Source organism: Myxococcus eversor (assembly GCF_010894455.1).
GTDB classification, from domain to species: Bacteria; Myxococcota; Myxococcia; order Myxococcales; family Myxococcaceae; genus Myxococcus; species Myxococcus eversor.
This window is the reverse complement of the sequence record NZ_JAAIXY010000001.1, coordinates 218,620-239,274: the sequence shown is the minus strand read 5'-3', so window position 1 is coordinate 239,274 and position 20,655 is coordinate 218,620. Positions and strand designations below refer to the sequence as shown.

Below are 20,655 nucleotides of genomic sequence, written 5' to 3'. Positions count from 1 at the left end.
TCGGCCGCCTCCGCGCGGTCCGAGTCACCGCATCCCTCAACGGCCGAGGCCCCCGCGCCGGGGCCGCGTTAGACTCCCCTCCGTCCATGTCCACTCGTGTCCTGCTCATCGACGATGATTCCCGCCTCTACGAACTGCTGGCGCAGTACCTGGGGCAGAACGGCGTCAACGTCACCCATGCCGCCGACGGCGGGCGGGGGCTCGCCGCGCTGGAGGCCAGTGCCTACGACGCGGTGCTGCTGGACGTGATGATGCCGGGCATGGATGGCCTGGAGGTATGCAAGCGCATCCGCGCCAAGAGCCGCATCCCCGTCGTCATGCTCACGGCGAAGGGAGACGAGACGGACCGCGTGGTGGGGCTGGAGCTGGGCGCGGACGACTACCTGCCCAAGCCCTTCAGCCCCCGGGAGCTCCTGGCCCGCCTGCGCGCGGTGCTGCGTCGCTCGCAGCCCTCGTCCGTGGCGGACCGGCTGGAGGCGGGAGGTCTGTCCATCGACGTGGCCGGGCGCGAGGTGCGCGCGGAAGGAAAGCTGGTGGACCTCACCGGACTGGAGTTCGACCTGCTGGTGGCGCTGGTGCGCCGGGCCGGGCGGGTCATCCCCCGCGACGCGCTGCTGGGTGAAGCCGGCCGCAGCGACACGGTGGTGGGCGAGCGCACGGTGGACGTGCACATCTCGCATCTGCGCCAGAAGCTGGGCGACGTGGGCACGCGCCTCATCAAGACGGTGCGCGGCGTGGGCTACGTCTTCGCCAAAGAGGGACTCTGATGGCCGGCCGCGACGGAAAGCGAGGCCGGGGGCCCTGGAATCCGAAGGACGCGTGCAAGCCGTGGGACGGCCCGGACTCGGACGCCGCCGAAGACATCGCCCGGTGGTTGCAGGGAGAGCGAGAAGGCGCGTGTCCGCCCGAGGGCCAGTGGACCCAGGCGGACAAGGACGATGGCGAGGAGATGAAGGACCCCCGCCGAGGACCCTTCTCCAGGGAAGCGTGGGAGACGCATCACCGCCGCGCGCGGCACCACTGGAAGCGCCAGCAACGCGCGCACTGGCGGCACCACTACTGGGGCATGAGCCGGCTGGGGCACTTCGTGCGCTCCCGCCTGCACAGGCGGCTGTTCCTGTGGTTCGGCCTGAGCATCTTCATGACGGGCGTCGTGGTGGCCACGGTGTTCAGCCTGGTGGGCGGCAACACGTGGAAGCAGGAGATGATCCGTCTGAAGGACTTCGCGAGCCACCGCTTCGAGGAGGTGTGGAGCGAGCCCGCGCGGCGAGACGCCCTGGCACAGTCCTTCGCGAAGGACCTGGACATCGAAGTGGAGGTGACGGACGCGAGCGGCAAGCTGCTCGTGCTGGCGGGCGGGCTGTGCAAGCACGCCGAGTTCACCCTCCCCGTCATGCGCGACAACACGCCCCTGGGACAGGTGCGCGTCTGCAATGGACTCAGTCGCGGCAAGACTCCGGAGAAGGTGATGTTGCCGTTGCTCGCGGCGTGCCTCGTCCTCTGGATGGCGTCCGGGAAGATGGCGCGCAGGCTCGCCAAGCCCGTGGATGCGCTGGTGCAGGCCACCGAGGCGCTGGGCGCGGGACGGCTCAACGCGCGCGCCGAGGTGCTTCCACATGCGACGGGGGAGTTCACCGTGTTGGCCGTCGCCTTCAACCACATGGCGGGGCGCATCGAGAAACAGGTGGCGGACCAGCGGGAGCTGCTCGCGGCGGTGTCCCATGAGCTGCGCACACCGCTGGCCCGGATGCGCGTGCTGACGGAGCTGCTGCGGGATGGCGGTGGCAATCCCAAGACGCTGGACCAGGTGGACCGCGAGGTGGTGGAGCTGGACGCATTGGTGGGCGAGCTGCTCGCCAGCTCACGGCTGGACTTCGGCCAGCTCACATCTCGGGTGCTGGATGGACGTGCCCTGGCGACACAGGCGTTGGAGCGCGCGGGGCTCGCGTTGGAATTGCTCGACGTGAATGCGCCGGAAGCGGGGCTGGTGGGAGACGCGACGTTGCTGGGACGCGCGCTGGCCAACCTGCTGGACAACGCCCGGCGGCACGGTGGCGGAGTGGAGATGCTGCGGGTGCAGGAGCAGGGAGAGCACCTCGCGTTCTGCGTCGAGGACCGAGGTGCTGGACTTCAGCCGGGCGAGGAGACTCGCATCTTCCAGCCCTTCTACCGGAAGGACCGGGGCGGCGAGGCGCGCGAGGCGGGTTCCCTGGGCCTGGGGCTGGCGCTGGTGCAGCGCATCGCACATGCGCACGGCGGAGAGACGTTCGCGGGGAATCGCGACGGCGGCGGCGCGCGCGTGGGCTTCACGGTGAAGAAGGCCGGGCCCCCGGGCGCCATCGACCGGCCGGCGGCGGCGTAGGCGGGCTCGGAATCGTCGAGCCTGCTTTCGCCCGAGCGACTCTCGCGGCGGCAGAGGCGTGCGACACCGGGCCGTATCGCAGGAGCACCCTCTCCACCTGAAGGGCACGCCGACCTGTTCGGGGCGGGTGCCGCGGCGGCACGCGACACGGACCTGGATTCAGGCCCGCATCGCGGAGACAGGCGCGGACCTACTTCTTCGCGGACGTGTCCTCGGAGGAGAACGCGAAGGAGACCTCGGCGGGAGCACCGTCCTTCACCGTGACTTCGGTCGTCTTCGTCCCGAGCGTCTCGTGCCACGCCTCCACGGTGTACGTGCCGGCGGGCAGTCCCTGGAGCGCGAAGGCGCCATCCGCGCCCGTCGTGGCGAAGTACGGGTTCGGGTTGCTCACCACGAACGCCGTCATCCACGGGTGCACGTCGCACTTGAGCTTCAGCACGTCATCCGCCGGAGGTACGGGCTTCTGCACCGGCGCCCCCGAGGGCGGCTGCGCGACGTTGAAGGCCGACTTCGTCCCCACCACGCCGCGCACGTTGTGCAGCGTGCCGTCGCTGTTCTTGAAGACGACCGACTGTCCCGCCACCGCGCCCTGGACGCGAGGCACATAGGTGCACTTCGTCTGGTCCACCGTCACCGGCGTGCTCGGCGCGGCGGGAGCCCCGGCCACGGTCCCCTTCACGCGCACCAGCACGTTCTGCAGCTTGCCGTCCTTCACCAGCACCGCCTCGTCCTTGGAGCCTCGCCCCTCGCAAGCCGGGTCGGTGTTCGGCGGCAGGTCCGCCGCGGCGGGAGGCGTGCCCGTGAAAGTCACCAGCCCCTTCACCACACCGGTGCCGGCGGGCGCGGCGACCTTCGCTTGTTCATTCCCCTGGCCTTCGGGCGCCTGAATCGGCGACGCCGCGTGCTCGGCGCCAGGCGCTGTCGCACGGGCCGTCGACGGGGGCGGCGCCTGGGTGGTGGGTGGCGGAGTGGCGGGAGCCTCCTCCTTCGTGCAAGCGGGCAGGGCCAACAGCCCCGCGGCTCCCAGCATCGACAGGCCGAGCGTGCGCAGCGTCATCGTGCAGTCTCCTCGGTGAACCGTGTACTTCGTCCGCGTCCCCTCGTAGTCAAAGGACGCGAAGCTGTCCAACGGCCCGTCCGCGCTATTCGCGACGGCTGACGCTCACCGCGGCCAATCCCAGGAACACCGTCGCGAACGCGAGCAGCACCGGCACCTCCAGCCCCGTCCCCGACATGGGCGAGCCCACCACCACCGACGCCTCCGCGCCGTACAGCGCCCGCCGCACGCCCTCCACGGAGAAGCGCATGGGGTTGACCACCATCACCCACGACAGCCACGTCCCCGCGCCCTTGAGCGGGAACATCGCCCCGGACAGCACCCACATGGGCAACAGGACGATGCTCATCACCGCGTGGTAGCCCGCGCTGGAGCGCACCCACCACGCCAGCGACATGCCCATGCCCGTCAGCGCCAGCGCCGACAGCACCATCACCGCGAAGAGCAACGGCAGGTTGACGGTGGCCGCGCTCACGCCCGCGAGCGGCGCCAGGAGCAGGAACAAGGACGCCTGCATCAGCGCGATGGCCGACGAGCCCAGCGCCTTGCCCAGCACCACCGCCAGCCGCGAGCCCGGCCCGGCGAGCACCGCCTGGAGGAACCCCTCACGCCGGTCCTCGATGACGGTAATCGTCGCGAAGATGGCGCTGAACAAGAGCACCATGGTGACGACGCCCGGGAAGAAGAACTGCTGGTAGCCGAGCCCCTGCGCGCCCTCGACACGGAACGAGCCCGCGAAGCCCGAGCCGATGACGAACCAGAACAGGATGGGCTGCGCCAGCGCGCCGACGACGCGGCTGGGCTGACGGAAGAAGCGCACCACGTCGCGCGCCATCAACACGCGCACCGTCGCCCACTGCAACGCGAGCGTCCCAGGCACGGCCGGCGCCGGGGCGGAAACAGTCACGGCGGGGGGATGCGCGGTGGAGAGTTCGGCGGTCATCGGCGTTTCCTCGGCGCGGGGTCCGCGGCCGGCACATCGGCGCCCAGCGCGCGCCCGGTGAGCTGGAGGAACACGTCCGCCAGCGTGGGCCGGCGCAACGAGACGGACGACAACCTGCCCGCTGGAAAGGCCTCCACCAACCGAGGCACCAGCGCGTGCCCCTGCCGGGCTTCCACCTGCACCTTCCCCTCCACCACCTTCGCGTCCACGCCCAGCTTCTCGCGCACCTCGCGCGCCAGCGTCTCGGGCTCGGTCGCCTCCACCGTGAGGATGTCCCCACCCATGCGCGAGGCCAGCGCGGCCGGCGTGTCACACGCCACCAGCTTGCCCGCGTCGAGCACCGCCAGCCTGTCGCAGACTTCGGCCTCATCGGCCCGGTGCGTGGTCAGCAGCACGGTGATGCCCTCCGCGTCACGCAGCCGCTTCAGGTGCGCCCAGAACGTGCGGAAGGCCGCTTCGTCCAGGCCCTGCGTGGGCTCGTCCATCAGCACCACGCGCGGCTGATGCACCAGCGCCCGCGCCAGCTCCAGCCTGCGGCGCATGCCCCCGGACCACGTGCCCACCCGCTCGTCCCCGCGGTCCGCCAGGCCGATGAGCGTCAACATGGACTCCACCCGCTCGCGCGCCCGCTCGCCCGTCAGCCCGTACAGCCGGGCCCCGAGCATCAGGTTCTCCCGCGCCGTCAGCAGGTCATCCAGGCTGCCGCGCTGGAAGATGATGCCCATCTGCCGACGCAAGGCCGGGTCGCTGAGCGACAGCTCCCGCCCGGCGAAGCGCACCTGCCCCGCATCGGGCGCCAGGAGGCCCGCCAGAATCTGGAAGGTGGTGGACTTGCCCGCCCCGTTGGGGCCCAGGAGGCCGAGGATTTCGCCCGGCCGCACGGACAGCGTCAAACCGTCCACGGCGACGCGGTCCTTGAAACGTCGGGTCAGCCCCTCGAGGTGGAGCAGCGGAACGGGAGGGGTGGAGACCGAGGTATCAGGCATGGGCGGTGTGTCCCGCCGGCACCCCCGCGCTAGCCGCGGGGAACGCGGTCCAGGCTCAGCGCCGCGAACAGTCCGGTAAGGTAGACCAACGAGAAGAAGAACGCCTGCCGCGCCCAGGGCTTCCCGAGTCGCCGGAAGAACCCCCACGCTCCCAGGCCCAGGAAGCTCAGGCCCAGCGCCACCGCCGCCGCCAGGTACCAGGTGCCGGCGATGTGGAGCTGGAAGGGCAGGAGCGTCATCGGCACCAGCGCCACCAGGTAGAGGACAATCTGCGCGCGGCTGGACTCGTCCCCGCGCTCCAGCGGCACCGACTTGAGTCCCGCCGCCGCGTACTCCTCCTTGCGGAACAGGGCGATGGCGATGAAGTGCGGCATCTGCCACAGGAAGAGGATGGCGAAGAGCGAGAAGCCGCCCGCGTCCAGCCGGTCCGTCACCGCCGTCCAGCCCATCAGCGGGGGCAGCGCGCCAGGCACCGCGCCCACCAGCATGGCCACCGAGGTGCGCGCCTTGAGCGGCGTGTACGCCAGCACGTAGCTGAGCAGCGCCAGCAGGCCCAGGGCCGCCGTCAGCATGTTGGCCCCCAGCGCGAGCGCCGGCAGGGACACCGCCGCCAGGGAGATGCCGAACCACAGCGCCACCGCCGGCTCCATCCGCCCGGAGGGCAGCGGCCGGTTCTGCGTGCGCGCCATGAACCGGTCGCTATGGCGCTCCCAGTAGCAGTTGAGCGCGTTGGCCGCACCCACCGTGCCGGCCGTGGCCAGCAGCGTCACCAGGGCACCGCCCGTGGCCAGGTGGCCGGGCGCCAGCCACATGCCACCCGCCGTGGTGATGAGGACGAGGCTCGACAGCCTCGGCTTCATCAGGGAGAGCAGGTCGGACGCGGTCGTCGACATGGACTCGGCACGCGCGCTCAAGCGGACTCCAGGGGAGAGCGTGACAGGGGCACTGCCGACGCGTTGACGGCCCTCCCATACAAGCACCACCGGGGGGTGGGCAAGGACACGTCACCGCGACGGGGCGCCCGTGACTGGCCGCCCGCCCGGCACCCTTCGGGGGACCGGGTCCGCGTCTTCGTGTCCTGGCAATCGTGGGAAGGCAAACACCTGGGGCATAGCCTTGGACCCGAGTCCCTTCAACCCGGGCCCGCGGGCACGATGCGCGCCTTGCTGCCCGCGCGCATCAGCCCCGCTTGTCCGACCCCGGCGACGGAGTCGGGCCGCGCTCACCCTCCGGAGAGGGAGCGAGCGGCGTTGGCGTGCTCACCGCTCGGCTCGCGCTTCAGGTACTCCTGCGCGAGCATCTTCGCCTTCGGGCCCTGCTTGGCGTCCTTCGAGAGCAGGGTGGCGTAGTAGTAGTACGCCGGGGTGAAGGCCTCGTCGGCGTTGAGGGCGCGCTGGTACGTCTCGTCCGCCTTCGCCGCGTCGCCCTTGCCCTGGAAGACGCGCGCCAGCTCGGTGAGCGCCACGGCCGAGCGCTCGGGCTGACCGACGAACTCCTGGCTCGCCTTCTCCAGCTGCTCCTGCGCCTTGGGCCAGTCGGAGCGCTCCCGGTAGATGGTGCCCATGGCCAGCCGGGCCTCCGGGTTCTTCGCCTTCGGGTCCTTCACGGCGCGCTGGTACTGCGTCAGGGCGTCATCCAGCTTGCCCTGGCGGCGCAGGGCGTTGCCCAGCATGACCACCAGCTTGGGGCTGTCGCCCATCGTCTTGAGGGCCGTCTGGAGCGCCTCGGCGGCTTCCTTCTCGCCGCCCTGCTTGCCCATGAGGGCCTTGGCCAGCTCGACGTGGAACTGGGCGCGCGACGAATCCACGCGGATGGCCTTGCGAATCTCCTCGGCGGCCTGCTCGAAGTTGCCCTCGGCCAGCAGCCTGCGGCCCTTGATGAGGTGCAGCTCCGGGTTCTGCTTGTCGAGCGAGAAGCCCGTCTCCTCGCTCTTGAGCATCTCCGCGCGCGCCTTGTCCTTCTCCAGCGGCACCGCGGTGGCCTCCACCAGCTTCTGCTGCACGTCCGGCTTGAGCTCCTGCAGCTCGGCGGACACGCGGCTGACCAGCAGCGAGCGCGCCAGGTGCGCGGCGGCGAGCTGACGGGGCGACGGCGGCGGCTCCGACTCCAGGAGCTTCTTGAGCATGGACTGCACCAGGCCGAAGTTGGGCTCGTCCTGCTCCAGCATCAGCAGGGAGCGGCCCAGGAGCGACTCGGGGTGGTCCTTCTCGTAGCGCAGCGCCAGGTCGTAGTTCTTCCAGGCGGTGTTGTCCTGGCCCAGCCGGCGGTAGGCGGCGCCCAGGCCGGAGTAGACGCGCGGGTCGTCCGGAGCCAGCGTCTGCGCGCGCTCCAGGGTGTCCCGCGCGCGGTCCAGGTCGCCCGCGTTCATCTGGATGAGGCCCAGCGTCAGGTAGAGCAGCGAGCTGGAGCGGCCCTGGGAGTCCAGCGCCCGGACCTTCTCCTCGAGCTTGCCCAGCGCGTCCTTGCCCTTGCCCCCGTACGTCTGGACGAGCGCCTCGGCCGCGATGAGGTGCGAGCTGACGTCGCCCGCCTTCATGCCCGCGGCCAGGTGCTCCTCGGCGCGGCGGCGCGCGTCGTCACCGCCGCCGTGCTCGCCCCAGCGGATGGCGTAGGCGTACGCCAGGTAACCATGGGCCAGGCCGGAGTCGGAGTTCACCTCCAGCGCCTTGTCGGCCGCCTCGCACGCCTTCTTGTAGCTGTCGAAGGAGTCGCGCTTGAGCGCTTCGGCGGCGACCTCCAGGTGCTTCTTCAGCTCACGGGCGACGTTGCGCGTGTGCCGGGTGTACATCACGTAGCCGGGGATGAAGAGCGCCAGCGCCGCCACCAGCGCCACCGTCACCCACTTGCCGCGGCCACCCCCCTGCCGGCTCGCCTGACGTCCACGAGGAGACTCGTCGTCCTCGTCGTCATCCACCTCTTCCACCACCACCGGCTGCGGGCGGCGGGGCTGGGGCGTGGGCGCGCGGGGCGCCTCCGTGCGGGCCTGAGCGGACGGGCCCGAGGGCGCACGCGGCGTCGACGCGGGCTTCGGCGTGGGCGCCGCGGGAGTCTGGGCCTCCGTGGCCGCGACACTCGCGAGGGCCGACGCCGACTGCTGCGTGGCGGACGGCGTCACCACGGGCGGCGCCGCGACGGGCGCGGGCGCGACGGGCCGAGGCGGGTCGATCTTGTGCTGCTGCAGCAGCGTGACGGTGTCCGGGTCTCCCGGATCCACGCTGTAGGCCTTGAGGAGGTTCGCCTTGCCGGGCTCGGCTTCGCCCGTCTTGAGTTGGAGGGCGCCGGCCAGCCGCAGCGCGGCCTTGTCCTCGGGCTGGACCTGGAGTGCGCCGAGCGCCTCTTCCAGGGCCTTCTTGTCCTTGCCCTGGTCGGCATAGACACGGGCCAGGAGGATGCGAGGGTCCGCGGCGTTGGGATGCGCCTTCACGCCCTTCTTGCAGACGACCATCGCCTCCATGAAGCGCCCCATGCTCAGGTACGCTTCGGCCAAGGGCTTATAGGCGGCGGACGAAGGGTCTGAAGCGAACGCGTGTTCGAGCTTCGCGAGCTCGGCCGGGCTCAACGTCTTTGAAGGGGAGGTAGACATTACCGGGGGGAGGGACACCGGGCGGGAAGGGTACGCCTGAGAAGAAGGGTTTTTATGGCATCCGCTGCGCGGCACGTCAATCGCACGGATGAGTCACGAAGGCTTGCGCTTGACAGCATGAAAGCGGTCCGGTACTAGCCCGTTCACCTCGGCGGCCCAAACGCCGGGGCGCCGCACGCAGGGCCCGTAATGGGGGTGTAGCTCAGTTGGGAGAGCGTCGCGTTCGCAATGCGAAGGTCGTCGGTTCGATCCCGTCCACCTCCACCATGTTGAAAACGAAGGGCCTCACGGGAAACCGTGAGGCCCTTTGCATTTGGGGGCATTTCGGGCAACTGCCGAATTGCAAAGCAGGCGGGCTTTGTTATCCGGAGTCGATGACTGACCCGTCTGCCTCGCTGTCGTTCTTCGCGCGCTTCTGGCTCGCCTGGCTCTGCTTCTGGCGCTGCCTCGTGTCCGGTGAATTCGCTCGCGCCGTGCTGCCCGCCAGCCGGGCCTACGACGCCGGGCAGTTGAACCTCCTGCCCTCCGGCACCCCGGCCCCCACCCCCACGGTGGACAAGGCCCCCCCGCCGCCCCCTGCCCTGCCGCCCGAGCGGGAGCACGCCAGCGCCCTGGCCCTGCTCGCCATGCTCCAGAGGGAAGGTCGGCTGGTGGACTTCCTCCAGGAGAACGTGGCCGCCTTCTCGGACGCCGAGGTGGGAGCCGCCTGCCGCACCGTCCACGAGGGGTGCCGCAAGGTGGTGGGCCAGTACTTCACCCTCAAGCCGGTGCTCCCCCAGTCGGAGGGAGAGCAGGTCACCGTGCCCGTGTCCTTCGATGCCCAGCGCATCCGCCTCATTGGCAACGTGACGGGACAGCCTCCCCACACCGGCACGCTGCGCCACCACGGGTGGGTGACGTCGGAAGTGAAGTTTCCGGTCGTGAGCCCCGCCATGGACCCGCGAGTGCTCGCTCCAGCGGAAGTCGAGCTCGCCTGAGCGTCGCTCGACGGACACGCAGACCGGACAAAAGGGAGCCTTCAAGGAGTTCAAGCCCGATATGGCCCGCTATTCCATCGGCATCGACCTTGGCACCACGCACTCCGCGGTGTCGTACTTCAACCTCGAGGACAGCAAGGCCCGGGGACGCGCGCAGTCGATGTTGCCGATTCCCCAGCTGACGGCGCCCGGCACGCTGGAGTCGCGCCCGCTCCTGCCCTCCTTCCTCTACCTGCCCTCCGCCCAGGAATTTCCCCAGGGCAGCCTGGCGCTGCCGTGGAACAAGGACGCCTCCTCCATCATCGGTGAGTTCGCCCGCTCCCACGGCGCCAAGGTCCCCACCCGGCTGGTGTCGTCACCCAAGAGCTGGCTGTCCCACCCCGGCGTGGACCGGCGCTCGGCGCTCCTGCCATGGCAGGCTCCGCAGGACGTGCAGCGCGTGTCCCCGTTGGACGCGTCCGCGCGCTTCCTGCGCCACCTCAAGGAGGCGTGGGACTCCACCTTCGCGCAGGGGGACGACGAGTCCGGCAACGCGCTGGCCACCCAGGACGTCATCGTCACCGTCCCCGCGTCCTTCGATGCGGCGGCGCGAGAGCTGACGCTGGAGGCCGCGAAAGCGGCGGGAATCGAGCACCTCACCCTGCTCGAGGAGCCGCAGGCCGCGCTGTACGCGTGGCTGGAGGCGATGGGGGAGAACTTCCGGCAGCAGGTGAAGCCCGGCGAGGTCATCCTCGTCGTCGACGTGGGCGGCGGCACGTCCGACTTCTCCGTCATCACCGTGCGCGACAGCGGCGGCGAGGTGGAGCTGCTGCGCGTGGCGGTGGGCGACCACATCCTGTTGGGCGGCGACAACATGGACCTGGCGCTGGCGCACACGCTCAACCAGCGCCTGGCCGCCGACGGCAAGAAGCTGGACCCGTGGCAGTTCAACGCCCTCACCTACGGCTGCCGGCAGGCGAAGGAGACGCTGTACGGCGACACCTCGCTGGACAAGGTGCCCATCTCCATCCCCGGCCGGGGCTCGTCCCTCATCGGCGGCACGCTGCGCACGGAGCTGACACGCGAGGAGTTGGATCGCGTCCTCACCGAGGGCTTCTTCCCCGTGACGCCCCTGGCGGAGCTGCCCCGCACCGCGCGGCGCATGGGCCTGGCGCAGATGGCGCTGCCCTACGCGCAGGACCCGGGCGTCTCGCGGCACCTGGCGGCCTTCCTCACGCGGCAGGCCCAGGCGCTGGCGGCGAGCCACGACGCACCGGTGGACGTGGGCGACAAGTCCTTCCTCCACCCGACGGCGGTGCTCTTCAACGGCGGCGTCTTCAAGGCGGGCCCTCTCAAGGAGCGCGTCATGGAGGTGCTCAACCTGTGGCTGAAGGCGGACGGGGGCCAGCCGGCGAAGGAGCTGGAGGGCGCGGACCTGGACCTCGCGGTGGCGCGCGGCGCGGCGTATTACGGCTGGGTGCGCCAGGGCAATGGCCTGCGCATCCGAGGCGGCACGGCGCGCGCGTACTACGTGGGCGTGGAGTCGGCGATGCCCGCGGTGCCCGGCTTCGAGCCTCCCGTGAAGGCACTGTGCGTGGCGCCCTTCGGCATGGAGGAAGGCACGCAGGCGGATGTGCCGCCGCAGGAGTTCGGCCTCGTCACCGGCGAGCCCACCAGCTTCCGCTTCTTCTCCTCCTCCATGCGGCGCGACGACAAGGTCGGCGTCATGGTGGATGACGTGGCGGACGAGCTGGCCAAGGGGGAGATGGAGGAGCTGGCCCCCATCGAGACGACCATGCCCGGACAGGCGTCGACCTATGGCGATTTGACCCCCGTCAACCTGCAGGCCGCGGTGACGGAGGTGGGGACGCTGGAGCTGCGGTGCCTGGAGAAAGGTGGCTCGGGACGTTGGAAGCTGGAGCTCAACGTCCGCATGAAGGAGTAGAACGCCGGCCGGCAAACGGAGGTGTATGCGAATCGTCGGCATCGACCTGGGTACCACCCACTGCGCGGTGGCGTCCGTGGACCCCTCTCGGGGCGCGAGCGCGCCCGTGGAGGACTTCCCCGTTCCCCAGCTCGTCCGTCAGGGGGAGGTAGCGCCGCGCGCGCTGCTGCCCTCCACCGTGTACGTGCCCGCGGGCCACGAGCTGAGCACCGAGTCCCTCCAGCTTCCCTGGGGTGACGACGGCGGCCCGTGGGTGGTGGGAGAGCTGGCCCGCTGGCAGGGCGCCCGCGTTCCGGGACGACTGGTGGCCAGCGCCAAGAGCTGGCTGTGCCACCCGGGCGTGGACCGCTCCGCGCCCATCCTCCCCTGGGGCGCTCCGGCCGACGTCCAGAAGCTGTCCCCCGTCGACGCCAGCGCCCTGCTCCTGACGCACCTGGCGCGCGCGTGGGACTACACGCATCCGGACGCCCCCCTGTCGAAGCAGGAGGTGGTCATCACCGTCCCCGCCTCCTTCGACGAGGCCGCGCGCGCCCTCACCGTGAGCGCCGCGCGCAAGGCCGGGCTGGAGAAGTTCACCCTGCTCGAGGAGCCCCAGGCCGCCTTCTACGACTACACCGCGCGCCACCGCGCGGACCTGGAGCAGACGCTCTCCCACGTCCGGCTGGTGCTGGTGGTGGACGTGGGCGGAGGCACCACCGACTTCACGCTGGTGCACGCGGGCGTGTCGCCGGAAGGTCCCATGCTGCGGCGCCTGGCGGTGGGTGACCACCTGATGCTGGGTGGCGACAACATGGACGCCGCGCTGGCCCGGCGTGTCGAGGAGAAGCTCGTGGCGGCCGGACGCCGCCTGTCCGCCACGCAGTGGACGCAGGCGATTCAAGCCGCGCGCACCGCGAAGGAAGCACTGCTGGGCAAGGAGCCTCCAGAGAAGTACGGCGTCTCGCTCGCGGGCGAGGGCAGCCGCCTCTTGGGCGGAACGTTGTCCTCCGAGCTGACGCGAGAGGAGGCCCACGCGCTGGTGATGGACGGCTTCTTCCCGCGCACCCCGCCTGGCGAGCGGCCCCGTCGCGCCGCGCGCATGGCGCTCCAGGAGCTGGGCCTGCCGTACGTGCAGGACGCGGCGGTGACACGCCACCTGGCCGCCTTCCTCGCGCAGCACGCGGCGGCGGGCTTCGCGGCCCTGGGCGAGGCCCCGCCTTTCGAGGGCGCCCTCCCCCGCCCCGACGCCATCCTCCTCAACGGCGGCGTCTTCAACTCGCCCTGGATTTCGGAGCGACTGGTGGAGGCCGTGTCCGCTTGGTGGCCGGACGCGCCGAAAATCTCCCTCTTGCGCCACGTGTCGCTGGAGCTGGCCGTGGCGCGCGGCGCCGCGTACTACGGCCTGGTGCGGCGCGGGCACGGCCTGCGCATCGGCGGTGGCGCGGCGCGCGCGTATTACGTGGGCCTGCAGCGCGCGGCGGACAGCGCGGAGCAGCCCGCCCTCTGCCTCATCCCCCGAGGCTTCGAGGAGGGCCAGAAGGTCGACCTGGGTGAGCGCCCCTTCACGCTCACGCTCGGCCGACCCGTGCAGTTCCAGCTCTACTCGACGACGAGCGACCGCATCGACAAGCCAGGAGATTTGGTGCCGCTGGCGGAGGACTTGAAGCCCCTGCCGCCCATCCACACGCTGCTCAAGGGCGCGTCGGGGAAGGTGGCGGAAGTCCCGGTGCACCTCCAGGCGGCGCTGACGGAGATTGGCACGCTGGAGCTGTACTGCGTCTCCGACGTCGCGGACGAGCGGTGGCGTCTGGAGTTCGAGCTGCGCGGCACGGGCGGCTCCCACGAGCTGACCGTCACCGAGTCCATGCCCGCGCGCTTCGCCGAGGCGAAGGACAACATCGAGCGCGTCTACGGAAACAAGCCACTGCCCCTGGGCCCCAAGGACGTGAAGCAGCTGTCCCGGACGCTGGAGAAGGCGCTGGGGCCTCGCGACACGTGGCGCGTGCCGGTGCTGCGAGAGATGTGGAGCACGCTGTACGCGGGCGCCAGCAAACGCCGCCGCAGCGAGGACCACGAGCGCGTCTTCTACAGCCTCGCGGGCTTCACCCTGCGCCCGGGCTTCGGCTACCCGCTGGACGGCTGGCGCGCGGAGCAGACCTTCAGCCTCTTCGACGCGCTGGTGCAGCACCACTCGGACAAGGCGGTGTGGACGGAGTTCTGGGTGATGTGGCGCCGCATCGCCGGCGGACTCACCGAGGCACAGCAGCAGAAGCTCTACGCCTACCTGCAGCCGCACCTCGCGAGGAAGGTGCCCCCCGGCACGCCGCCGCCTGGGAAGCTCAAGGGAATCCAACCCGAGGGATTGGAGGAGATGGTGCGCACGGCTGCCTCACTGGAGCACCTGCCGCCCTCCGACAAGGCGGAGATGGGGCGGTGGGTGGCCGAGCGGCTGAAGGCGGAGGCGAAGTCCGGCGGCCCCTGGGCCTGGGCCCTGGGACGACTGGGCGCGCGCGTGCCGCTCTACGGCAGCGGCCACAAGGTGGTGGACGTGGAGACCGCGGAGGCGTGGCTCACGCTGCTCCTGGAGATGGATCTGCGGAAGATTGACGGCGCGCCCTTCGCCGCCGCGCAGCTCGCGAGGCTCACCGGCGACCGCACGCGGGACTTGGACCCGGCCCTGCGGGAGCGCGCGGCGCAAGCGCTCGTCGCGGCCCAGGCGTCGGAGACGTGGGTGCGCATGGTGCGCGAAGTCGTGGCGTTGGAAGCGGCGGACGAAGCCCGTGCGCTCGGTGACACGCTGCCGGCGGGCTTGCGACTGTCGTGACGTCCGGCTCGAAAACGTCCCTTCGGGTCGGCCAGTCCCTGGTCGACCCGGAGGAGTGACCGCCGCGGCCTGAAGCGCTTCAGCCCCGCGTGGGCGAGGCGGGCGCGGCGACTTCAGCGGTGGCCTTCGGAGCGGCGCGCTCGACGACCTGGAGCACCGGCGTGGCCTCGGCGGGCGCGGCGGGAGTCTCGCCCTTGCCAGCCTTGGGTTTCTTGGTGCCCGCGCCCGAGCGGCACGTCCGGCACCAGGGCTGGTTGCGGATGGCGCCGTCCGCCATTTTACGCAGACCGAACTGGGCCAACGGCTTCAGGGTGCGACACTTGATGCACATCAACGAGATGAGCACCTCGTGGCCATCCGCGTCGTAGACGGCGGACTTGCGCCGCTTGCGTGGCTGGGCCTGCCCCGGCTCACGCGGCTTCGCCTTCTCCGGCGGCGGCGGCATCATCGGGGTCACTTTGTAGAGCATGTCAGTCCCTCGCTCTCGAGGGCCTCCGCACGCAGTCCCTGATGATGGGGCCACCTCGGCACGGGCACTCGCGAGCCCTAGAGTAAGGACTCTTCCTCCCGTTGAAAACTGATCCCAGGCCGAAAAATCGGCCCTGGAGCGTTTCCGCTGATCTTTCCAAGGGTTGGCGGTCCCCTTCACCGCCGGCGGATCAGCTCGCGGTCGAATTTTCAGCCCAGGCTCCCTCAGCGAGACGCTGTGGGACACACCTGTGCGACACCGCTGTAGCGCACGCGTCCCAGCGCGGGCGCGGGCAGGACACCCCCGTGGGAGCGGCCGTAGGCGATCAGCGCCTCGCGCAGGTCCATTCCCCGGAATGGGGACAGCTCGGCGCGTTCTGGAGGCAGGGGCCGCGTCACGCCGTCCACGCCGTCACCTCCCCGTGCGAGGAAGTCTGGCACCGCGACGCGGTAGCGCTGCTCCGGCACGAGCGGCTTGCCGCCCTCCAACGTGACGCCCTGCAACCGGCCGGGGCCCGGACAGCGGGCCAGCGTCAATTCCAGGCCAGACACCGCGAACACGGCGCCGCGCTCCACGCCATGCGCCAGCTCCAGCAGGTGCCGCAGCTCCGCGCCGGTGAGCGTGAGCACGGCCACCGTGTTGTCGAATGGGAGCGCCTGGTAGACGTGGCCGAAGGACAGCGTCCCACCTGGCAGGTCGGCCCGGATGCCCCCGGGGTTCATCACCGCGGCGTCCGCGCCGGCCGCCTCGCGCAGCGCGTCCGCGATGACGTTGCCCAGCGCGCCCTCCTCCGTGAAGCCGCGCGCCAGGGGTGACGCGCAGGACACGCCCGAGGCTCGGCCCTGGGCCTCGTCGACCTTCGCCAGCGTGGGCGCGAGCAGCCGCGTCACCTCCGCGTCCGGCCGCATGGCGGTGCCCAGGAAGACCGACGGAGACAGCTTCACCTCGGCGCGCTCGCGCAGGCGGCGTCCGTCACAGTCACCGTGGACGGCGTCCACCTGGGTGCACAATGGAACGGCGGCCTGGATGCGAGTGAGCGACGGGTCCACGCGGCGCTTCACCGGGTCGACGAAGAGCTCCACCACGCCCAGCGAGCGAGCCTGTCCCGTCGTCTCGATGATGGGCACGCCGTCGAAGAAGTGGCCCATCGTCTGGTGCGTGTGCCCGGCCACCACCGCGTCGAGCGTGCCCTGGGGCAGCGCGGCCAGCATGTCGAGAATCTCCGCGTCGCCCTTGTCGCAGCTCGACGTGTCCCGGGGATTGCGCAGGTCCGAGCACTGGCCGCCCGCGTGCGCCACCGCCACGACCACGTCCGCGCCGCGCTCGCGCAGGGAGCGTGAGGCCTCCAGCGCCGAGGACGCCAGGGGCGCGAAGCGCAGCGAGTCCACGTTGGCCGGATTGGTGACGCTCGGGGTGGACTCGGTGGTGAGGCCCAGCACGCCGACGCGCAGCCCCTTCACCACGACGATGTGCGTACCGTCGTTGCCCAGCCATGAGGGAGACTTGCCCGTCGCCGCGTCGCGGAGGTTGGCGGACAGGAGCGGAAAGCGCGCCTGCTTCACGCGCGCCTTGAGGGCACCGAGCGGGTCCTCGCCGGAACCCGCGGCCATGGGCGCGGGCCCCGCGGGTCCGTAGTCGAACTCATGGTTGCCGATGGCCGCCGCCGTGAAGCCCAGGTGGTTGTACACGTCGACGACGATGGCGCCCTCGGTGAGGTTCGACGCCAGCGTGCCCTGGAAGAGGTCGCCGCCATCCAGCAGCAACACGCCCCCGGGATTGTCCTCGCGAAGCCGCGCGACATACGCGGCGAGCATGGCGGCACCGCCCTCCTCCACCACGCGTCCATCCGCGAGCTTCGCGCGGTGCGGCTCCACCTGCCCGTGGAAGTCGTTGAGGCCCACCAGCGTGATTCGCACCGGCGAGATGGGAGGCGCGACGACGGGCGCGGAGGGCTGGGTGCCGGCGCAGGCGGCGGCACAAGTCACGAGCGCGAGGAGGAAGGGGCGCGGGGAACGCATGAGCGGTCGCACTTCATCGTGCCCCGCGCCCCATGGCAACGCGCTTCAGCGCTCGCGGCGTCGGCGCACCGACAACCCCAGGGCCAGCAGGCCGAGGAGCACACTACCGGGCACGGAGGCGGCGGTGCAGTCGCAGCCCGAGGTGCCGGAGTCAGTGGGGAGGCCGCCACCACCCGGGTCGGGCCGTCCTCCACCACCACCGCCCCCCCCTCCATCCGAGCCACCATCGGTGCCGCCGTCCGAGCCACCATCGGTGCCGCCGTCCGAGCCCGCGTCCGTGCCACCGTCATCCGTCACCGGTCGGGTGTCGACGCGCAGCGGCGGAGTGAAGGCCGCGGCCACGGCGTCCCAACGCAAGAGCTTCAGGTTGTCCGTGCCGCCATTGATGGAATCCTGCGCGACGAAAAGTCCTTCGGGAAACTCGGCGCCCACTGGCAGCGCGGTCACCGCCAGCGCGCGTGGAGACTCCGCGGCGCCGACGCCTCCATCCCCCGCCACCACGAGGAACGAACCCAGGAAGGCATACGTGCGGCGGTCCAACACGGCGAACGTGCCCGAGCCCGTATCCGCCGCCAGCAGGTAACCCTGCGCGTTGGCGGCGCGGTACAGCGCCAGGTGGTTGACGGTGCCGGACAGGTTGCGGTTCGCGCCCGTCAGCGAAGCCACCGACACGCGGGTGGTGCCACCGTTGGGCTCGGCGTTGTAGCGCCAGATGGCCTCACCGGCCTGCACGACGTAGACGAAGCCCAGCTCCTCGTCGGCGACCAGCCCGGTGATGGGGCCTCCCACGTCGATGGCCGGACGCACCAGGGTGGACGACAGCCCGCCATCCTCGCCGGACAGCTCGAACTGCTGGAGGGAGCCCGTCGCGGTCCCCGCGAACACGAAGAAGCGGCCCGTGCCGGGGCTGCGATAGAGCGCCACGGTGTTGAAGACCGTGCTGTTGGCGACGAACGGTCCAGAGCCAATCCGCTGCACCCGATTCGTCGTCTGGAAACCATCCACGACGTAGGCCGACAAGCCGACGACGGAGTTCGCCGTCACCGCCAGGGAACGCGTCGCCTGCCCCAGCCGGAAGCCGTCTCGGACCGCGACGCTCACCGTGGGCCCATCCTGCTCCTGCTCCAGTTGTTGACCATCCAGCCCGAACGTGGAGAGGCCGGAGTTCTGATTGTCATAGGCCGTGAGCAGCAGGCCGAGGCCCGCATCCGCCCCACCGACGCCGGGCGGTCCTACCCAGACAGCGACGTCCTGGATGAGGCCACCTGTCGCGGGGGGCCCGGGTGTCGTCTCGCGCTGTGCGGGCACCTGCAAGGGCTGGGTGGGTTGGGCCGAGGCAACGGAGCCCGCGACGACAGCCGCCAGGGCGAAGAAGAGAGGGTGACGCATGGCCAGGGCGCTCCAGGCAAGGTGGGTCCTGCGTAACTTCGCACGAGGGGTGTGCCTTTCAAGTACGAAGCCATCGGGAACGGTTGGCTCCGGGCAACCGCGTCAGGTACAAAGTGCGTCCTCCAGCCAACATCGAAAAAGACCATGGCGACCAAGCGCGCACTCATTACTGGCATCACGGGGCAGGACGGCAGCTATCTCGCGGAGCTTCTTCTGTCGAAGGGCTACGAGGTGCACGGCATGGTGCGCCGCTCGTCGGAAGAGAAGTTCGAGCGCATCCAGCACCTGCACGGCAAGATTCAGCTCCACCAGGGCGACTTGCTGGACCAGTTCTCGATTGCGGCGTTGCTCAATCTCGTCAAGCCGGACGAGGTCTACAACCTCGCGGCCCAGTCCTTCGTCCCCACCAGTTGGAACCAGCCGGTGCTCACCGGTGAGTTCACCGCGCTGGGCGTGACGAAGATGCTGGAGGCCGTCCGCCACACGCGGCCCCAGGCGCGCTTCTACCAGGCGTCGTCCAGCGAGATGTTCGGCAAGGTGCTGGAGGTCCCCCAGACGGAGGACACGCCCTTCTATCCGCGCAGCCCGTACGGCGTGGCCAAGGCCTACGGCCACCACATCACCGTGAACTACCGTGAGTCCTTCGGCCTGTTCGCGGTGAGCGGCATCCTCTTCAACCACGAGTCTCCACGCCGTGGCCTCGAGTTCGTCACGCGCAAGGTCACCTACAACGTGGCGCGCATCAAGCTGGGCCTCCAGGACAAGCTGCCCATGGGCAACCTGGACGCCAAGCGCGACTGGGGCTTCGCGGGCGACTACGTGGAGGCCATGTGGCTGATGCTCCAGCAGGACCAGGCCGAGGACTACGTGGTGGCCACCAACGAGACGCACACGGTGCGCGAGTTGGTGGAGATTGCCTTCGGCCGCGTGGGGCTGGACTACCAGAAGTTCGTCCACATCGACCCGGCCTTCGTGCGCCCCGCCGAGGTGGACCTGCTCATCGGAGACCCGGCCAAGGCGAAGGCGAAGCTGGGCTGGGAGCCGAAGGTCCGCTTCAAGCAGTTGGTGGAGATGATGGTGGACGCGGACCTGGAGCGCGTGAAGGCGGGGCAGCGGTAGATGCGGGTTCTCGTCACGGGAGCGGATGGGTTCGTCGGCAGGCATCTGTGCGCGCTTCTGCGCGCCGCCGGTGACGAGGTGGTCGAAGCGCACGGGCCACGCGGAGAGGGCGTCAGCAGCAGCGCCCTTCACTTCGACGTCGCCAACGAGGCCGCGGTGAAGGCCGCCGTGGCCGAGGCGAAGCCGGACGGCGTCATCCACCTCGCGGGCTTCAGCTCGGTCGCCAAGAGCCACCACAACCCCTCGCGCGTGTTCGCGGTGAACACCATGGGGGTGGTGCACCTGTTGACGGCGCTGCGGGAGAACGCGCCGAAGACGCGCGTCGTCCTCGTGGGCTCGGGCGAGGTGTACGGCCCGGTGCCCGAGGGCACGCGCGCCACCGAGGACACCGGCGCGGTGCCGCTGAGTCCCTACGCGGCCTCCAAGTCGGCGGCGGAGCTGGCGGGTGTGCAGTTCCACCGCAGCTACGGGCTGGAAGTCATGATGGCGCGGCCCTTCAACCACCTGGGCGCTGGACAGGATCCGACGTTCGTCGTGCCCTCCTTCGCCTCGCAGATTCGAGCGATTGGCCTGGGCACGGTGGACCCGGTGTTGCGCACGGGCAACCTGGACGCGGTGCGCGACTTCTCCCACGTGCGTGACGTGGTGGAGGCGTACCGGCTGCTGCTGGTGAAGGGCGAGCCCGGGCAGGCGTACAACATCTGCAGCGGCGAGGGACGCACCATCCGCAGCCTGCTGGAGGAGATGCTGACGCTCGCGGGAGTGAATGCGCGCATCGAGCTGGACCCCGCGCGCCTGCGCCCCTCCGACATCCCCAGCCTCATCGGCGCTCCCGACAAGCTGCGCGCGCTGGGCTGGACGCCGAAGCTGACGGTGACGGACGCGCTGCGCGACGTGCTCGGCCCCAAGGTTCCGGGCGCCATCCGCGCCCAGGGCTGAGGCCCGTACCGCACGGGAGGTGCCTCACTTGGGGCGCCTCCCGTCCAGCGGTTGCCCGACTGGACGGCGCTTGTCAGGGCATCGAG

The 20,655-nt window shown here is 70.6% G+C and carries 15 protein-coding genes and 1 tRNA gene; 8 read left to right on the top strand and 8 right to left on the bottom strand.

Translation table 11 applies throughout. The features are described from left to right. Positions 1-86: 86 nt before the first annotated feature. Together G4D83_RS00945 and G4D83_RS00940 are read left to right on the top strand one after the other, a co-directional pair. The gene (locus G4D83_RS00945) at positions 87-767 is read left to right on the top strand and encodes a response regulator transcription factor (RefSeq protein ID WP_163861494.1); all 681 of its coding nucleotides are present in this window, start codon (positions 87-89) and stop codon (positions 765-767) included. Beyond that, positions 767-2,362, top strand: coding sequence for a sensor histidine kinase (locus tag G4D83_RS00940; protein ID WP_240356082.1), 1,596 nt, complete (start codon positions 767-769; stop codon positions 2,360-2,362). The genes G4D83_RS00945 and G4D83_RS00940 overlap by 1 nt, the downstream gene beginning before the upstream one ends. A 190-nt stretch (positions 2,363-2,552) precedes the next feature. On the opposite strand, the gene G4D83_RS00935 is transcribed toward G4D83_RS00940, so the two are convergent. The 5 genes from G4D83_RS00935 to G4D83_RS00915 all read right to left on the bottom strand — a co-directional run bounded on the left by G4D83_RS00935 (position 2,553) and on the right by G4D83_RS00915 (position 8,931). Then, the gene (locus G4D83_RS00935) at positions 2,553-3,419 is read right to left on the bottom strand and encodes a carboxypeptidase regulatory-like domain-containing protein (protein WP_163861491.1); all 867 of its coding nucleotides are present in this window, start codon (positions 3,417-3,419) and stop codon (positions 2,553-2,555) included. Positions 3,420-3,504: 85 nt separating this feature from the next. After that, a complete protein-coding gene (locus tag G4D83_RS00930) occupies positions 3,505-4,362 on the bottom strand; it encodes an ABC transporter permease (RefSeq protein WP_163861489.1) in 858 nt (285 codons plus the stop codon). Then, complete coding sequence (locus tag G4D83_RS00925; RefSeq protein WP_163861486.1) at positions 4,359-5,348, bottom strand: ABC transporter ATP-binding protein; 990 nt, start codon at positions 5,346-5,348, stop codon at positions 4,359-4,361. The genes G4D83_RS00930 and G4D83_RS00925 overlap by 4 nt, the downstream gene beginning before the upstream one ends. Positions 5,349-5,377: 29 nt before the next feature. Then, positions 5,378-6,262, bottom strand: a complete 885-nt coding sequence (gene cyoE, locus G4D83_RS00920; RefSeq protein ID WP_163861483.1) for a heme o synthase — start codon at positions 6,260-6,262, stop codon at positions 5,378-5,380. Positions 6,263-6,570: 308 nt separating this feature from the next. Continuing rightward, positions 6,571-8,931, bottom strand: coding sequence for a tetratricopeptide repeat protein (locus tag G4D83_RS00915; protein ID WP_163861480.1), 2,361 nt, complete (start codon positions 8,929-8,931; stop codon positions 6,571-6,573). Between the two features lie 191 nt (positions 8,932-9,122). Between G4D83_RS00915 and G4D83_RS00910 the strand changes: the two genes are divergently transcribed. The 4 genes from G4D83_RS00910 to G4D83_RS00895 all read left to right on the top strand — a co-directional run bounded on the left by G4D83_RS00910 (position 9,123) and on the right by G4D83_RS00895 (position 14,635). Then, positions 9,123-9,198, top strand: a tRNA-Ala gene (locus G4D83_RS00910). 107 nt (positions 9,199-9,305) lie between these two features. Continuing rightward, complete coding sequence (locus G4D83_RS00905; RefSeq protein ID WP_163861477.1) at positions 9,306-9,908, top strand: DUF2760 domain-containing protein; 603 nt, start codon at positions 9,306-9,308, stop codon at positions 9,906-9,908. A gap of 61 nt (positions 9,909-9,969) precedes the next feature. Further along, positions 9,970-11,832, top strand: a complete 1,863-nt coding sequence (locus G4D83_RS00900; protein ID WP_163861474.1) for an Hsp70 family protein — start codon at positions 9,970-9,972, stop codon at positions 11,830-11,832. Between the two features lie 25 nt (positions 11,833-11,857). Further along, a complete protein-coding gene (locus G4D83_RS00895; RefSeq protein ID WP_163861444.1) occupies positions 11,858-14,635 on the top strand; it encodes an Hsp70 family protein in 2,778 nt (925 codons plus the stop codon). Positions 14,636-14,714: 79 nt separating this feature from the next. Here the strand turns inward: G4D83_RS00895 and G4D83_RS00890 are convergent, their stop codons facing one another. The 3 genes from G4D83_RS00890 to G4D83_RS00880 all read right to left on the bottom strand — a co-directional run bounded on the left by G4D83_RS00890 (position 14,715) and on the right by G4D83_RS00880 (position 18,511). Next, positions 14,715-15,104, bottom strand: a complete 390-nt coding sequence (locus tag G4D83_RS00890) for a hypothetical protein (protein ID WP_163861441.1) — start codon at positions 15,102-15,104, stop codon at positions 14,715-14,717. Between the two features lie 224 nt (positions 15,105-15,328). Continuing rightward, positions 15,329-17,122, bottom strand: a complete 1,794-nt coding sequence (locus G4D83_RS00885; protein WP_163861438.1) for a bifunctional metallophosphatase/5'-nucleotidase — start codon at positions 17,120-17,122, stop codon at positions 15,329-15,331. Positions 17,123-17,167: 45 nt separating this feature from the next. After that, positions 17,168-18,511 carry a myxosortase-dependent phytase-like phosphatase gene (locus tag G4D83_RS00880; RefSeq protein WP_163862738.1) on the bottom strand — a complete coding sequence of 448 codons (1,344 nt, stop codon included), beginning with the start codon at positions 18,509-18,511 and terminating at the stop codon, positions 17,168-17,170. Positions 18,512-18,655: 144 nt separating this feature from the next. Here G4D83_RS00880 and gmd point away from each other — a divergent pair, with 144 nt between their 5' ends. Beyond that, positions 18,656-19,630, top strand: a complete 975-nt coding sequence (gmd, locus tag G4D83_RS00875; RefSeq protein ID WP_163861435.1) for a GDP-mannose 4,6-dehydratase — start codon at positions 18,656-18,658, stop codon at positions 19,628-19,630. Then, complete coding sequence (locus G4D83_RS00870) at positions 19,631-20,569, top strand: GDP-mannose 4,6-dehydratase (RefSeq protein WP_163861432.1); 939 nt, start codon at positions 19,631-19,633, stop codon at positions 20,567-20,569. Positions 20,570-20,655 lie beyond the last annotated feature (86 nt).